This is a genomic window from Blautia hominis (genome assembly GCA_002270465.1).
In the GTDB taxonomy this organism is placed as follows: Bacteria; Bacillota; Clostridia; order Lachnospirales; family Lachnospiraceae; genus Blautia; species Blautia hominis.
Window position 1 is genome coordinate 715,491 of the sequence record NQOF01000003.1, and the last position, 15,694, is coordinate 731,184.

At 48.7% G+C, this 15,694-nt stretch carries 14 protein-coding genes; all 14 read left to right on the plus strand.

The window, feature by feature from the left end; all coding sequences use genetic code 11:
- The first annotated feature begins 146 nt into the window (after positions 1–146).
- Positions 147–797 carry a thiamine diphosphokinase gene (locus tag CI595_RS13665; RefSeq protein WP_095173994.1) on the plus strand — a complete coding sequence of 217 codons (651 nt, stop codon included), beginning with the start codon at positions 147–149 and terminating at the stop codon, positions 795–797.
- A 131-nt stretch (positions 798–928) separates the two neighbouring features.
- Positions 929–2,026: a redox-regulated ATPase YchF gene (gene ychF / locus CI595_RS13670; protein WP_095173995.1), complete on the plus strand. Its 1,098-nt coding sequence runs from the start codon at positions 929–931 to the stop codon at positions 2,024–2,026.
- A gap of 15 nt (positions 2,027–2,041) precedes the next feature.
- Positions 2,042–2,908, plus strand: a complete 867-nt coding sequence (lgt, locus tag CI595_RS13675; protein ID WP_095173996.1) for a prolipoprotein diacylglyceryl transferase — start codon at positions 2,042–2,044, stop codon at positions 2,906–2,908.
- A gap of 2 nt (positions 2,909–2,910) precedes the next feature.
- On the plus strand, positions 2,911–3,081 hold the full coding sequence (locus CI595_RS26100; RefSeq protein WP_147737723.1) for a Spo0E family sporulation regulatory protein-aspartic acid phosphatase: 171 nt from the start codon (positions 2,911–2,913) through the stop codon (positions 3,079–3,081).
- Between the two features lie 311 nt (positions 3,082–3,392).
- Positions 3,393–3,824 (plus strand): division/cell wall cluster transcriptional repressor MraZ, encoded by a 432-nt coding sequence (gene mraZ / locus CI595_RS13680; RefSeq protein WP_065540982.1) that lies wholly within the window; start codon positions 3,393–3,395, stop codon positions 3,822–3,824.
- Between the two features lie 22 nt (positions 3,825–3,846).
- Positions 3,847–4,785 carry a 16S rRNA (cytosine(1402)-N(4))-methyltransferase RsmH gene (gene rsmH, locus CI595_RS13685; protein ID WP_095173997.1) on the plus strand — a complete coding sequence of 313 codons (939 nt, stop codon included), beginning with the start codon at positions 3,847–3,849 and terminating at the stop codon, positions 4,783–4,785.
- 177 nt (positions 4,786–4,962) lie between these two features.
- Positions 4,963–5,445: a hypothetical protein gene (locus CI595_RS13690; protein WP_095173998.1), complete on the plus strand. Its 483-nt coding sequence runs from the start codon at positions 4,963–4,965 to the stop codon at positions 5,443–5,445.
- Between the two features lie 28 nt (positions 5,446–5,473).
- On the plus strand, positions 5,474–7,597 hold the full coding sequence (locus tag CI595_RS13695; protein WP_095173999.1) for a peptidoglycan D,D-transpeptidase FtsI family protein: 2,124 nt from the start codon (positions 5,474–5,476) through the stop codon (positions 7,595–7,597).
- 132 nt (positions 7,598–7,729) lie between these two features.
- Positions 7,730–9,454, plus strand: coding sequence for a peptidoglycan D,D-transpeptidase FtsI family protein (locus CI595_RS13700; RefSeq protein ID WP_095174000.1), 1,725 nt, complete (start codon positions 7,730–7,732; stop codon positions 9,452–9,454).
- 135 nt (positions 9,455–9,589) lie between these two features.
- Positions 9,590–10,549 carry a phospho-N-acetylmuramoyl-pentapeptide-transferase gene (gene mraY, locus CI595_RS13705; protein WP_065544602.1) on the plus strand — a complete coding sequence of 320 codons (960 nt, stop codon included), beginning with the start codon at positions 9,590–9,592 and terminating at the stop codon, positions 10,547–10,549.
- A gap of 16 nt (positions 10,550–10,565) precedes the next feature.
- A complete protein-coding gene (gene murD, locus CI595_RS13710; RefSeq protein WP_095174001.1) occupies positions 10,566–11,936 on the plus strand; it encodes a UDP-N-acetylmuramoyl-L-alanine--D-glutamate ligase in 1,371 nt (456 codons plus the stop codon).
- A gap of 28 nt (positions 11,937–11,964) precedes the next feature.
- Entirely contained in the window at positions 11,965–13,083 is a 1,119-nt protein-coding gene (locus CI595_RS13715) for an FtsW/RodA/SpoVE family cell cycle protein (RefSeq protein WP_330397286.1), read from the plus strand.
- A 75-nt stretch (positions 13,084–13,158) separates the two neighbouring features.
- On the plus strand, positions 13,159–14,406 hold the full coding sequence (gene murA, locus CI595_RS13720) for a UDP-N-acetylglucosamine 1-carboxyvinyltransferase (RefSeq protein ID WP_095174005.1): 1,248 nt from the start codon (positions 13,159–13,161) through the stop codon (positions 14,404–14,406).
- A gap of 12 nt (positions 14,407–14,418) precedes the next feature.
- Positions 14,419–15,408 (plus strand): cell division protein FtsQ/DivIB, encoded by a 990-nt coding sequence (locus CI595_RS13725; protein WP_095174007.1) that lies wholly within the window; start codon positions 14,419–14,421, stop codon positions 15,406–15,408.
- Positions 15,409–15,694 lie beyond the last annotated feature (286 nt).

The window sequence follows — 15,694 nt, forward strand, 5'->3', positions numbered from 1 at the left end:
CAGGCCGGTGTATTTCCTGCGCTGCCCGTATGGATCAGTGGCGGCAGTAAGCATCCGGCCCATGGCGGAGCGGTTTTTAATGGCCGGATGCCAGGAAGCCTTCCGTAGTCAGAACGGTTACACAGGAAGGGAGAGGGACAGCAGATATGGACACAATACTTTTGTGCGGCGGTCATATGGATGACCCATTCGTACGTGACTGCATAGAGGATATAAGCCCGGACTGCATCATTGGAATTGACAGAGGACTGGAATTCTGTTACAGGAACCGGATCGTGCCCAAGTATATCCTGGGGGATTTTGACAGTATAAGCCCTGAGGTGATCGCGTGGTACAGAGAGCAAACGGAAATCCCCATCCGGGAATACAAGCCGGAAAAAGATGCCACAGACACCCGCATGGGTCTGGAACTTGCCCTGAAGCTTGGCAGCGACAGGATTTTCCTGCTGGGGGCCACAGGAGGCCGCCTGGACCACTATATGGGAAATCTGCAGTCTCTGGTGGTCCCCGCGATGGCCGGGAAGGAGGCATGGATTCTGGATGAGCAGAATGCCATGACCGTTCTTTCCCGCAGCCGGACTATCAAAAAAGAGTGCGCTTTCGGCAAATATATCTCTTTTTTTTCCATGGGAGATGAAGTGCGCGGAATCACACTTTCGGGGTTTAAATACCCCCTGAAAGATTATGATATGACAAATTTCGACGGAATCGGAGTGAGCAATGAGCTGGCGGAAGATACAGCATTAGTGGAATTTCGACAGGGATTTCTGTTGATGGTCATGTCAAAAGACAAGTAAAAAGAACGAAAAAAGTCGATATTTTTTTAACAGTTGTCGAATAACAAGGCGGGTCAAAGGCTTGATTCGCCTTTTTAGGTGTGTTAGAATAATTCCATGTGAAGGAATACAGAAGAAAAGAGGACATAAAAATGAAGTTAGGTATTGTCGGTTTACCGAATGTAGGGAAGAGCACCCTTTTTAACTCTCTGACAAAAGCTGGGGCGGAGTCAGCAAATTATCCGTTCTGTACCATAGATCCAAATGTGGGCATTGTGGCTGTGCCGGACGAGCGACTGAAACTCTTAGGGGATTTTTATCATTCCAAAAAAGTGACGCCGGCGGTGATTGAATTTGTGGATATCGCAGGACTTGTGAAAGGGGCTTCTAAAGGAGAAGGCCTTGGCAACCAGTTCCTTGCCAATATCCGGGAGGTGGATGCCATTGTTCACGTTGTGAGATGCTTTGAAGATGAGAATGTAGTCCATGTGGACGGATGTATTGATCCGCTGCGGGACATTGAGACCATTAATCTGGAACTGATATTCTCAGATCTGGAGATACTGGAAAGAAGGATTGCCAAAACCACAAAGTCTGCCCGTATGGACAAAGAGGCAGCAAAAGAGCTGGAGCTTTTAAAGAAACTGAAAGCTCACCTGGAGGACGGAAAACCTGCCTCCACATTTGAACCTGATAACGAGGATGAGGAAGGGTTTATGAAGGAATATAACCTCCTCACCGGAAAACCGGTCATCTATGCGGCTAATGTATCCGAGGATGACCTGGCAGATGATGCGGCCTCCAATCCTCATGTACAAAAAGTAAGGGAATATGCTGAAGAAACAGGAAGTGAAGTGTTCGCTCTGTGTGCTCAGATAGAGCAGGAGATTGCAGAACTGGATGATGAAGAAAAGAAGGAATTCCTGGAGGATCTGGGAATAGAGAAGTCAGGACTGGAGAAACTAATCGTAGCCAGCTACAGACTGCTGGGACTTCTGAGCTTCCTCACATCCGGCGAGGATGAGACCAGGGCATGGACCATAAAAGTAGGTACCAAAGCGCCGCAGGCGGCCGGAAAGATACACACGGATTTTGAACGCGGCTTTATCAAAGCCGAGGTAGTGAACTACAAAGATCTGCTTGACTGTGGGTCCTATGCGAAAGCCAGGGAAAAAGGTCTGGTCCGCATGGAAGGAAAAGACTACGTTGTGCTGGACGGCGATGTGATTTTATTCCGCTTTAACGTTTAAAGGAGGCTTACTTGTATGGATATGTCCATTCGCTTTCCGCATCTGGGGATTTCTCTGCCCCATGTGGGAAAAACTATCACAATTTTTGGCTTTGATATCGCCTACTATGGTATGGTTATCGCTCTGGCTATGATTGTGGGAATCTCCATTGCCATGAAAGAGGCAAAGCGCACGGAACAAAACCCGGATACTTACCTGGATATGCTAATGATTACCATGGTAACTTCTGTAATCGGGGCAAGAGCCTTTTTTGTTATCTTCACTTGGGAAAACTATAAGGACGACCTGATACAGATATTCAATACCAGAAATGGCGGGCTGGCAATCTATGGGGGGATAATTGTCGGCGCGATCACGGTTTACATTTTCGGCAGAATAAAAAAGATGAATTTTCCGCTGGTAGCGGACACAGTGAGCATGGGACTTGTTGCAGGCCAGATCATTGGACGGTGGGGCAACTTTTTCAACCGGGAGGCCTTCGGCGGTTACACAGACGGGCTTCTTGCCATGCAGCTTCCTGTCTCCGCAGTCAGGGAAAAGGAGATCACATCTGCCATGTGGGACCATCTGGTAACGATAGGCGGTGTGGAATACATCCAGGTTCATCCTACGTTCCTCTATGAGGGACTGTGGAACCTGGGAGTCCTGCTGTTCCTCTTGTGGTTCCGTAAAAAGAAAAAATTCCAGGGAGAACTGTTTTTATGCTACCTGGCAGGCTACGGAGCCGGAAGGTTTTGGATAGAAGGACTTCGCACGGATCAGCTTTTGATCCCGGGGATAGGATTTCCGGTATCACAGGCATTATCCGCCGTTCTCGTGGTATGTTCCCTTTTGCTTATCGTACACAACAGGAGGAAGAGGTTGAAAGAACAAGGAGTGTAGCGATGAGAGATAAAGAGTTAGAAATACGAATAGAAGACGCACGGCAGAGACTGGACAGAGCGATTGCAGAGAATCGTGGTATGCAGACCATTATGGCACTCAGCCTGGTACTGGACCGTTTGATTGAAGAACATATTTGTATAAACCAGCAAAACGCAGAACTTGTGGGCTAGCAGCAGTTCAGACAAACTGAACGGTTACGTGGGCCGGCCCACCACCTCTGCCATATATTGGAAACTCTTAAAAAGAATCGGCAAAATGGCGTAAAATCATTGATTTTACGCCATTTTTCGATTCTTTTAATATTTCTAAAGAATATATGTTCCCCTTGCTTTTTTCCCGGTTGTGTTATAGAATGGGCATGTAAGTGGTAGAAAGTGGTGAAAAGTGGTGGCAAATGGGGGGCTAGTGGCAGAAGCGCCCGTTGTCCCATGGAGGGTGCGAAGGGGAGACTCGCATCTTCACGAAAGAAGGTGACATTCATATGTTCATGGGAGAGTATAGTCATACGATCGACGCAAAAGGGAGACTGATCATTCCGGCTAAGTTCCGCGAAGAATTAGGCGAAGATTTTGTGCTGACCAAAGGTCTGGATGGTTGTCTGTCTATCTACCCGAACAATGAATGGAAGGATTTCGAGGAAAAGCTGAAAGCTTTACCGCTTAATGATAAAAATGCAAGGGCCTTCGTACGTTTTTTTGTTTCCAGTGCAACACAATGTGAACTGGACAAGCAGGGGAGAATTCTCGTACCGGGAACGCTGCGGGAGTTTGCTGGTCTGTCGAAGGATGTTGTGCTCACAGGAAACCTCACCAGGATTGAAATCTGGAGCAAGGAAAAATGGATGGAGAACAGCAATTGTGAAGATATGGATGCCATTGCAGAAGGGATGCAGGCAATGGGTATCTTAATATAATTGCAGGAAGGTCGAGGAAACTATGGAATTTAAACACAAATCCGTATTGTTAGAAGAGACAATCCGGAATCTGAAGGTAAAACCGGATGGGATTTATGTTGACGGAACGTTAGGAGGCGGCGGCCACGCCTATGAGGTGTGCCGGCAATTATCTGCCAAGGGGAGCTTGATAGGTATAGATCAAGACGAAGCTGCAATCGAAGCTGCGGGTGAGCGGTTACAGGAATTTGGAGACATAGTTACGATCATCCGCAGCAACTATTGCAACATGAAAAAAGAACTGCAGAAAATAGACATCTCATCTGTGGATGGGATCGTGCTTGATCTGGGTGTTTCGTCCTACCAGCTTGACAACGCGGAGCGTGGGTTTACCTACAGGGAGGACGTGCCCCTGGATATGCGTATGGACCGAAGAGGAAGCCGTACTGCAAAAGACATTGTAAACACTTATACTGAAAACGAACTGTATCGTGTACTCCGAGACTATGGGGAAGAGAAATTTGCTAAGAAGATCGCCAGGAATATCTGTACGGCGAGGATGGACAAGCCCATAGAGACTACCGGGGAACTGATTGAACTAATAAAACAGTCCATTCCCATGAAAATGAGAGCAGTGGGAGGACATCCTGCGAAAAAAACATTTCAGGCAATTCGTATTGAGCTGAATCAGGAACTGGAAGTCTTGAGAAATTCCCTGGATGATATGATCAAACTATTAAATGACGGCGGACGTATCTGCATTATTACGTTCCATTCTTTAGAAGACCGCATAGTAAAGACTAATTTTAAGAGGAATGAGAACCCATGCACATGTCCGCCTGATTTTCCGGTCTGTGTGTGCGGGAAAAAGCCCATGGGGAAGGTCATAACCAGGAAACCAATACTTCCGGATGAGGAGGAGATTGCTGTAAATAAGCGTTCCAAGAGCGCGAAGCTGCGCGTCTTTGAACGGACCCGGTAATAGTTCAGTCAGGTCTGCGCATTCACTGTGCCGACCGTATGATTGTGTGGTGGCAGTAAGCATCCGGCCCATCGCGAAGCGATTTTTAATGGCTGGATGCATGTAACGGTTCAGTTGTCTGAACGGTTACCGGACAGAAAATGAATAGGCAAAGAAATCTGAATCGGGGTTGATTTCATGAAAAAAGTATCCGGGAGAGAGGGATATGACAGCAGAAAAGTAAATAGAGGCACTGGGTATTATGTGGATGGGAACACGGTCCGCCGTGTAGAGGAAGTACCCCAGCGTAAAAAGAAGCAGGTTAGCGCAGCCGCGCAGAAGAACAGAGCCAGGAACATGCAGATGAGCAGAGGGTATGTGATGTTTTTGGCAGTTATGTGTGTGGCGGTCTTGTTTGCCTGCGTACATTTTCTGAAACTGAAATCCGAACTGACAGAGCAGAAGAGCCAGCTTACCTCAGAGGAACTCAAGTACAGCCAGTTAAAGGCAGAAAATGATGCGTACTACAGTGAGACGATTTCCAGTGTGGATTTGGATGCCATCAGAAAAAAAGCCATTGAGGAGCTGGGAATGAAATTTCCCACCGAGGATCAGATCAAACATTATACACCGGGCGGCAGCAGCTATGTGAGACAGTATCAGGATGTACCAAAGGAGTGACGGTACATAGGACAAAGCAGGTGATAGATTGAATAAACAGGAATCAAAAAAAAGAAAAATGACAGGCACCATGAAGAAAAAGCTGGCGGGATTGTTTGTGTTGATTCTGCTGGCTTTCGTGTTTCTGGTCATTGGGATTACCATTATCAATGCCAAGAGCGGTGACAAATACACCAAACAGGTGCTGGCGCAGTCCCAGCAGCAGTATGACAGCACTACCATCCCTTACAAGCGGGGAGATATTCTGGACCGGAGCGGCAATATCCTGGCTACCAGCATTAAGGTATACAATGTGATCCTGGACTGTCAGGTGGTGAATTCCAATGAGAATTACAAGGAACCCACAAAACAGGCCTTGTCTGAATATCTGGGGATTGATGAGGATACCGTGGAGGAGCTGCTCACCGGTGAGGCGACAAAAGAAAGTCCCTATCAGATCCTGAAAAAGCAGATCTCCATGGATGAAAAAAAGAACTTTGAAAAGATGACAGAGATCCCGTCGGACGAGGAGGAGGCCAAGGCACTCTCCGAGGATGAGAGAGCACGCAGGAACAATACACAGGGTGTGTGGTTTGAGGAAGACTATAAGAGAACTTACCCCCTCAATGAACTGGCATGTGATGTGATTGGATTTACCTATTCCGGCAACACAGCGGACTGGGGACTGGAGGGTTACTACAACAGCACTCTGAATGGTACAGACGGCAGAAAGATCGGTTATTTCAACGATGACGCCTCCCTGGAACAAAATATTATTGACCCTGTCAACGGAAACAGCCTGGTTACCACCCTGGATGTGAATATCCAGAGTGTAGTGGATAAATATATCGAAGCCTTTATGGAGAACCTGAAGGACGGGCCAAATACAGATTACCGGGGGGCAAAGAATATAGGCGTGATCGTGGCAAACCCGCAGAATGGAGAAATCCTGGCAATGGGAAGCAATGATCCCTATGATCTGAACAAGCCCAGGGATTTGACCGCCCAGTATTCTGACAGTGAAATTGAGGCCATGAATGATGACCAGACAAAAGAGGCGCTTTATAAGATGTGGAGGAACTACTGCATTACAGATGCCTATGAACCGGGTTCTGTAGTGAAGCCTATCACTGTAGCCTCAGCTCTTGAATCCGGCAGCATTACGGAGGAAGATACTTTTGTGTGCGACGGCGGAGAGCAGGTGGCTGACCGGTATATCAACTGTGCGGTCTATCCGGATTCCCACGGAACAGAGACGGTTGGAGAAGCCATCCAGAACTCCTGCAATGATGCCCTGATGGCCATTGGAAGGAAAATGGGAAAAGAGACCTTGCTGGCTTATCAGGATAAATTCAATTTTGGTACAAGGACAGGGATCGACCTACCCGGAGAGGGTACGGGAATCCTGTTCAACTTAGACACTATGTTTGACACAGAGCTGGCGACTACCACTTTTGGACAGGGATTTACCTGTACTATGATACAGGAGATAGCAGCCATCAGCGCCTGTATTAACGGCGGCACGTATTACCAGCCCCACCTGGTGAAAGAGATCAGAGACCAGGACAACAACACCATAAAGAGCCTCAGCGGAAATGTTTTAAAAGAGGTGATCTCCCAGGAAGTCTCCGCGGATATCCGGAAATACATGGGTATGAGTGTAGAAAACGGTACCAGCCAGACGGCAAAGATCCCGGGTTATTCCATGGGCGGCAAGACAGGTACTGCCGAGAAGGTTCCCAGAGGAAATCATAAATACCTGGTATCCTTCGTTGGATTTGCACCTCTCGATAACCCACAGGTTGTGATTTACGTGGTTGTGGACGAGCCGAACGTGGAGGAACAGGCCAGCAGTACCTACGCACAGTATATAGCCCAGGCGATTCTCTCAGAGATTTTCCCGTATCTGAACATTTATCCGGACCAGGATACAGACCAGAAGCTTCAGCTCTGGGATGAATTTACGGGAACCACACGGATGGATGAGAGCGTGAACGGGGAGGACGGCAACGGTCCTTCAGGCGTAGTCATTGACGGTACGGAAAATCCGGACATGCCGGAACCGCCCGAGGATGACCAAGAAGAAGAACTTGATCATAACGATGCCCAGAGTGATGGCATTACAAATGAGGACGCCGGTTTTGACGATGAGGAATATGACGAGGAAGAATAAGCTTGACTGAAGGAAAGCTTGATGTGGGGAAAAGCGGAATGCGGTACAGATGAGAAATCTGTGCAGCATTCCCTTCTTTTTTTTGCGGGGCAGTGCATATATTTATAAGGATAAGCTGCAGGGGAACCGGGAATGAAAAAAAACAGGACGTACCACAAGAAGAAGACAGTGATCGTATTTGCCGCCTGTGTGCTGATGCTTGCAGGACTTATGGGCCGGATGGTCTATCTCATGGTGATAAAGTCTGATTACTATGCAAAAAAGGCAGAGCAGCTCCACGAGAGGGAGCGTGACATCAAGGCAGCCAGAGGCAGGATCATTGACGCAAAGGGGGAGATCCTGGCGGATAATAAAGCGGTGTGCACCATTTCCGTCATACACAGCCAAGTAAAGGAACCGGATAAGATCATCGCCATGCTGCAGAAAGAGCTGGGACTTACGGAGGAGACTGCCAGAAAAAGAGTGGAGAAGGTTTCTTCCATTGAAAAAGTGAAGACAAATGTGGAGAAAGAAGTGGGGGACAGGATTCGGGAATACGGTCTTGCAGGTGTCAAAGTGGATGAGGATTTCAAACGGTATTACCCCTGCAATGAGCTGGCCTCCAAAGTACTGGGATTTACAGGAGGAGACAACCAGGGCATCATTGGGCTGGAAGTATGGTACGACGACATTCTGAAAGGCATAGACGGCAAAATACTCACCACTACGGATGCCAGGGGAGTGGAAATCGATGAGCTGGGGGAAAGCCGCGTGGAACCGGTGGCAGGATATGACCTGCATATCAGCCTGGATAAAAATATCCAGATGTATGCACAGCAGGCAGCAGAGAAAGTTATGGAGGAAAAGCAGGCAGATGCGGTCTCCATTTTGTTCATAAATCCCCAGAACGGAGAAATCTACGCAGATGTAAATGTACCGGAATTTAATCTTAATGAACCGTTCACTCTGAACACGGATGCGGACACCTCGGGCATGACGGACAAGGAAAAACAGGATGCCTGTAACCAGATGTGGAGAAATCTGACCATCAACGATACCTATGAGCCGGGTTCCACCTTTAAGATCATCACCATGGCAGCAGGTCTTTCCGAGGGGGTGGTCAGCATGGAGGATACCTTTTCCTGTCCCGGATTTAAAATCGTGGAGGACAGAAGGATCCACTGCCATAAGAGGACAGGGCACGGGGCTGAAAACTTTGTACAGGGCGCTATGAACTCCTGCAACCCGGTATTTATCGAGGTGGGGCTTCGGCTGGGCGTGGATAATTACTATAAGTATTTCAAGCAATTTGGACTGCTCAAGAAGACCGGGATTGACCTTCCCGGGGAAGCTGCTACCATCATGCATAAAAAATCCAATATCGGGCAGGTGGAGCTTGCCACCATTTCCTTTGGCCAGTCTTTCCAGATCACCCCGATCCAGCTCGCCACCACAGTGAGTTCCATCATCAATGGCGGTAACCGGATCACCCCTCATTTTGGAGTCAAGGTGACAGATGAGGACGGAAATCTGGTGGAGACGCTTAAGTATCCCGTGGAGAAAGGTGTGGTAACGGAAGAGGTTTCTGAGGAGGTGCGCTATATTCTGGAAAAGGTAGTATCGGAAGGTTCCGGTAAGAATGCGGCCATTGAGGGCAGAACCATTGGAGGCAAGACAGCCACATCCCAAACCCTGCCCAGGAGTGCCAATCGGTATATTTCCTCCTTCCTGGGATTTACACCGGCTGAGACACCTCAGATACTGGGGATCTGCCTGATCCACGATCCGCAGGGGGTATATTACGGCGGAACCATAGCGGCTCCGGTCATCCGGGATATCTATGAAAATATTCTGCCTTATATGGGCATTGAAGGCTGATCGTAACCGGTGATGGAATAGTTACGGTTGATAATTGAGGACAAAAGCTTTATACTAATGGAAGTATGGCGGCAGCCCTGTCTGTTGGCAGGCTGCCGGGCATGGATAAAAAAATACATAAAAATGAGGTGTGTTATGACAGAGTATAAGATGGTACTGCCTGTACTGACAGCATTTATAGTCAGTGTGGTTCTGGGGCCTATCATTATCCCCTATTTACGAAAGCTGAAAATGGGACAGACTGAGCGGGAGAACGGTGTACAGTCTCATCTGAAAAAAGCGGGGACACCTACCATGGGAGGAATCATATTTCTGCTTTCCACAGTGGTCACATCCCTGTTTTATGTGAAGGATTATCCCAAGATCATCCCTGTACTGTTTCTGACGCTGGGATTTGGGCTGATCGGTTTTTGGGATGATTATTTAAAAGTGGTACTTCGGCGGTCAGACGGGCTTCTAGCCTGGCAGAAGATGCTGTGTCAGCTTGTGGTGACAGGGATATTTGCGTTCTATCTGATGAAATTCACGGATGTATCCATGACGATCAAGGTGCCGTTTGCGGCGGGCTATGAGATAAATCCGGGATTTTTGACCATTCCCCTTTTGTTTTTTGTGGTCATCGGTACGGTGAACGGTGTGAACTTTACAGACGGCCTGGATGGACTTGCCTCCTCGGTGACGATCATGGTTGCCACCTTCTTTTCGGTGGTTGCCATTGGGACAAAGAGTGGGATTGAGCCGATCACCTGTGCGGTAGTGGGGGCCCTCATGGGATTTCTGCTTTTCAATGTCTATCCCGCCAAGATTTTTATGGGGGATACAGGTTCCCTGGCTCTGGGCGGATTTGTGGCAGGTACGGCGTATATGCTGCAGATGCCTTTATTTTTGCTGATCGTGGGACTGATCTATGTGGTGGAGGTGCTCTCTGTAATGATACAGGTGACTTACTTTAAGATATCCCACGGCAAAAGGATCTTCAAAATGGCGCCCATCCACCATCATTTTGAGTTGTGCGGCTGGTCCGAAACCAGGGTGGTAGCCGTATTCTCCATTATTACGGCCATTCTGTGCCTGATCGCACTGCTGGCATTATAAGAAAGGAAGAAGAGAAATGGACAGAACAAATTTAAAAGGAAAACGTGTGCTTGTATTTGGTTCAGGGATCAGCGGTATCGGTGCGGTGCGCCTGCTGGAGGCAGTACAGGCTGAGGTGATATTATATGATGGAAACGAAAAACTGGACAAAGAGGAAATAAGAACACGTCTGCCGGAGCATTCCGCCTGCAGGATCATCCTGGGAGAACTGCCGAAAGAGCTGCCTGCCTCTCTTGATCTGGTGGTGATGAGCCCCGGTGTCCCGCTTGATATTCCGCCGGTGGAGGCATTAAAGAAAGCGGGAATCCCGGTGTGGGGGGAGGTGGAGCTTGCTTACCGTATGGGAGCCGGCACAGTGCTGGCCATAACAGGGACCAATGGTAAGACCACAACCACAGCTCTTCTGGGAGAGATCATGAAGGCCCATACCAAATCTGTTTTTGTGGTGGGGAATATTGGAAATGCCTATACAGACGCAGCGCTTTCCATGACGGAGGAAAGCTATACCGTTGCGGAGATCAGCAGCTTCCAGCTTGAGACAACCATGGAATTTCGCCCGAAGGTATCCGCTGTCCTGAATATTACGGAGGACCATTTAAACCGGCACCACACCATGGAGGAATATATCCGGGTGAAAGAACTGATCGCCCGCAACCAGACAAAAGAGGATTTCTGTGTCCTCAACTATGAGGATGAGGAGCTTCGCCGGTTTGCTTCTGAATGTCCGGCGCAGGTGGTCTTCTTCTCGAGCTTACATAAACTGGAACAGGGGATATTCCTGGACGGCGGGCAGATTGTCATGCGCACCGGGACAGAAGAGATTTTGGTGGCAGGAACAGAGGAACTGAAACTTCTGGGACGCCATAACCATGAAAATGTCATGGCAGCTGTGGCTATGGCTTACTGCGGAGGTGTCCCTATGGATACCATCCGGCAGGTGATCAAAAGATTTACAGCAGTGCCTCACAGGATCGAGTTTGTGGAGGAGATTGACAGTGTGGCATACTATAATGATTCCAAGGGGACCAATCCTGACGCGGCCATCAAAGGCATACAGGCAATGAACCGCCCCACGCTTCTGATCGGCGGCGGATATGACAAGGAGTCCTCCTATGAGGAGTGGATTCAGGCCTTTGACGGCAAGGTGCGGTATCTGGTCCTGATCGGACAGACAAAAGAGAAGATTGAAAAGGCAGCCCACGGCTGTGGGTTCATGAGCACAATACTGGCGGAAGACCTGGAGGAAGCCGTAAAAATCTGTGCAGAGAAGGCAAACCCGGGAGATGCCGTTCTCCTGTCACCTGCCTGCGCCAGCTGGGGACAGTTTGACAACTATGAGCAAAGAGGGGATAAATTCAAAGAATACGTGAGAAATCTCAAGGCATAAACCAATCCGGCAGACAATATAATGCAGTATGAGCAAAAAGGAAAGGGAAATGCGTGTGGAGAAGGAAAAAGAGCAGAAAAGACGCATGGATGGAACGCTTTTGATTCTCGTACTGCTGCTGGTAGTCTGCGGTCTGATTTTTCTATATAGCACGAGTGCATATAATGGCAGGGTGAAGTTTCATGACCCTGCCTATTATTTTAAAAAGCAGCTTTTCGCAACCTCCCTGGGAATGATGGGCATGTATCTGGTATCCTGTATGGACTACCATATCATTACAAGGATGGCACCTTTTCTCTATGTGGTGTCCATGGGGCTGTCTCTGGCAGTGCTTTTGTTCGGAGACGAATATAACGGCTCCAAGCGTTGGCTGTCCATTGGCCCTCTGTCCTTTCAGCCCTCTGAGTTTGCCAAGGTGGCGGTGATCCTGCTGCTCACCTATGTGATAACAAATTCCAAGAAGCGGCAGGACAGTCTTCTGCATATGGCAGGTACCATGGCTCTGCTTCTGCCCATTGTGGGTCTTGTGGGGACCAACAACCTGAGCACAGCCATTATTATCCTGGGTATTGGTGTTATCCTGATCTTCGTCTCCAATCCTAAATACCTTCCGTTCGTGGGAATCGGAGGGGTGGGCGTGCTGTTTATCGGAGTATTTCTGAGTATGGCCAGTTACCGCCTGGAGCGTATTGCCATCTGGAGGAATCCGGAAAAATATGAGAAGGGATTTCAGACTATCCAGGGATTGTATGCCATTGGAAGCGGGGGCATTTTCGGCAAAGGACTGGGCAGCAGCCTGCAGAAGCTGGGGTTTGTCCCGGAGGCGCAGAATGATATGATATTTTCCATTATCTGCGAGGAGACAGGTCTTATAGGCGCCTGCCTTTTGATCCTTATTTTCGCCCTGTTGATCTGGAGGCTCATGGTGATCGCCACCCATGCCAGAGATTTGTGCGGTGCTCTGATCGCGGCTGGGATCATGGGGCATATGGCAATTCAGGTGATCCTTAACATAGCGGTGGTGACCAACACCATCCCCAATACGGGAATCACCCTTCCCTTTGTCAGTTACGGCGGAACTTCAGTGCTGTTTCTGATGGGGGAGATGGGTCTGGCGCTGTCAGTGAGCAGGACTCGTTCCCCCTGAATGCTCCTGCAGGAACCCTTTTTCCCGCCCTGCATACAATAGTGTATAGCCAGGAGGCGGGAGGAAAGGTAAGACTTGAATGAAATTAGGATAGAAGGCGGAAATCCGCTCACAGGCGAAGTAAGGATACAAGGCTCTAAAAATGCGGCGTTGCCAATGATGGCGGCCGCTCTTTTGCATAAAGGGAAAAGTGTACTGCACCGTTGTCCAAAGATTGCGGATGTCTTTGTTATGGAAGAGATCCTGCGGGAACTTGGCATGCAGATTCAGCATGAGGGGGATACTCTGACTCTGGACCCCTCCCATGTCAGAAAGACAGAGATAGACTGCTGTGAGGGCCAGAAAATGCGCTCCTCCGTTATTTTACTGGGAAGTCTGCTGGGCAGATACCACAATGCCTCTGTGCCCCATCCAGGGGGCTGTGTCATAGGGGAACGCCCTATTGACCTGCACCTGTATGCCCTGGAACGGCTGGGAGCAGTATTTGAGGAAAAAGAGGGCGTTCTCACGGCCAGGACGGAGGGACTGGTTGGGAACACCATACATTTTCCAAAGGTAAGTGTGGGTGCAACCCAGAATGCTGTGCTTGCCTCCGTGCTTGCCAGCGGGATCACACGTCTGGAAGGATGCGCCAGGGAACCGGAAGTTGTATGGCTGTGCCGTTTTCTGAATGCATGCGGTGCCAGAATTGAAGGAACAGGCAGCAGCGTCCTTACCATCACTGGGGTGGAGGAGCTGCACGGAACAGAGTTCACCGTACCTGCGGACAGGATCGTGGCGGGAACCTATGTGTGCGCCTGTGCAGCCACCAGAGGGGAGCTTGTTCTGGAGGACGCGCCTGTGGAGGAAATGGAAGCCCTCATGAGAGTGTATGAGAAAATGGGTGGACAATATGAAGTAATCGGTGGTAAACTGTCTTTGTGCAGCAAGTGGGTGCAAGTTCCGCTGAAAAGACAGTGCACGGAAGTATATCCGGGATTTCCAACGGATCTGCAGTCTCCGCTCATGGCGGTGCTGTGCACCATACCGGGGGAGAGCTGCCTGGTGGAAACGATTTTTGAGGACAGATTTAAGACAGCATCACAGCTTCAGCACATGGGAGCAGATGTCCGGGTGGACGGCAGGAAGGCTGTTATCCGCGGCGGGACTTTACATGGGGCGGCTGTGGAGGCACAGGAACTGAGAGGCGGAGCAGCCCTTGTGATAGCAGGGCTGGCGGCGCAGGGGGAGACCCTTGTGAGGAACAGGCAGTATATTGAGCGGGGGTATGAGGACATATGCCGTGATCTATCACAGCTTGGCGCCGTAATTGAGAGAGATTAAAGGGGAACATGTATGGACAGGAAAAAACACAGGATATTCTGGGGCTGCCTGGCAGCGGCCGTATTAATAGCCATTGCGGTATTCTTTACCTGCTTTCAGATTACCAGTGTTAAAGTAGAAGGAAATCAGAATTATACGGAAGATGAAATCAAAAAGATGGTGCTGTCAGGCCCACTTTCGGGCAACTCAGTGCTTGTGAGATTTCTTAATCCTGATGAAAGAACAAAAGATGCGGAATTTATAAATAAAGTCTGGCTGGAGAGGACAAGCCGTCACAGCCTTGTGATCCATGTAAGAGAAAAAGAGCTGATCGGCTATGTGAAATTTCTGGACGGAAACCTATACTTTGACAGAAACGGGATCGTCCAGGTAAGCACCACGGATGAGTTGGAGAACATCCCCAATGTGGAAGGGCTTGTCCTTGACAAGGTGGGGGTGGGAGAGAAGATCCCCGGACTTGACAAAGGCAGCCTGAGCCTGATTTTAAGTGTGACAAAGATGATGGAGAAGGGTGATCAGAAACCAGACAGGCTGGTACTGGATGAGAAGGGACAGCTTGTGCTCTATTACGGCAAGGTGGAAGCCCGCATGGGTTCTGACCAGAATATGGATGAGAAAATGAGCCGGCTTCTGGGCATTATCCCACAGCTTGAAGGCATGGAAGGTGTCCTTCACCTGGAAAATGTGGATGAAACTTCAAAAAATGTTGTCTTTGACAAGGTGCTCAGCGAGGCGGAGCAAAAGGCACTTAAGGAGAAGGAAAACGAGAACGGTGAAGGAACAGACAGCTCAGATACCGGGGATGACGATGAGGACTCTGACAGTTCCGGTGATGAGGAATCCGGTTATGAGGATTCGGATGACGGGGATTTAGGCTACGAGGATTCGGGATACGATGATACCGGGGATGAGGATTCCGATTACAGCGGAGAGGATTCCGGCTATGAGGATGGTTCCGGATATGAAGACTATGGTTCTGATGATGGTTCCGGTGAGGAATAACAGCGGAATTTTGTTTTTTAGGAGACACAAATCGGGAAATTTTGATGATTTTTTTAAAATTTTTGTGAAAAAATAAATTTACCAGTTGATTAATTTTCCAAAAGACTATATTATATATCTATATGCATCATAAGGTACTTAGAATTAAAGTACCTGGGTTTTCGGGGAATTTATGATAAATACCTTTTGAGAACTTGAGCAAGAAACATAAGACAGATAAACCTGATTACAGAAAATCATACACGTCAGTGTACCCGAATGCGGATAAGATGCAGATATCTGTGTT

Bases quoted from the DNA above. Each gene is read 5' to 3' on its own strand.
- CI595_RS13700 (WP_095174000.1), top strand. From the start codon at position 7,730: ATGAAAAAAAACAGGACGTACCACAAGAAGAAGACAGTGATCGTATTT.
- ychF (WP_095173995.1), top strand. From the start codon at position 929: ATGAAGTTAGGTATTGTCGGTTTACCGAATGTAGGGAAGAGCACCCTT.
- mraY (WP_065544602.1), top strand. From the start codon at position 9,590: ATGACAGAGTATAAGATGGTACTGCCTGTACTGACAGCATTTATAGTC.
- rsmH (WP_095173997.1), top strand. From the start codon at position 3,847: ATGGAATTTAAACACAAATCCGTATTGTTAGAAGAGACAATCCGGAAT.
- CI595_RS26100 (WP_147737723.1), top strand. From the start codon at position 2,911: ATGAGAGATAAAGAGTTAGAAATACGAATAGAAGACGCACGGCAGAGA.
- lgt (WP_095173996.1), top strand. From the start codon at position 2,042: ATGGATATGTCCATTCGCTTTCCGCATCTGGGGATTTCTCTGCCCCAT.
- CI595_RS13665 (WP_095173994.1), top strand. From the start codon at position 147: ATGGACACAATACTTTTGTGCGGCGGTCATATGGATGACCCATTCGTA.
- CI595_RS13725 (WP_095174007.1), top strand. From the start codon at position 14,419: ATGGACAGGAAAAAACACAGGATATTCTGGGGCTGCCTGGCAGCGGCC.
- CI595_RS13715 (WP_330397286.1), top strand. From the start codon at position 11,965: ATGAGCAAAAAGGAAAGGGAAATGCGTGTGGAGAAGGAAAAAGAGCAG.
- CI595_RS13690 (WP_095173998.1), top strand. From the start codon at position 4,963: ATGAAAAAAGTATCCGGGAGAGAGGGATATGACAGCAGAAAAGTAAAT.
- murD (WP_095174001.1), top strand. From the start codon at position 10,566: ATGGACAGAACAAATTTAAAAGGAAAACGTGTGCTTGTATTTGGTTCA.
- mraZ (WP_065540982.1), top strand. From the start codon at position 3,393: ATGTTCATGGGAGAGTATAGTCATACGATCGACGCAAAAGGGAGACTG.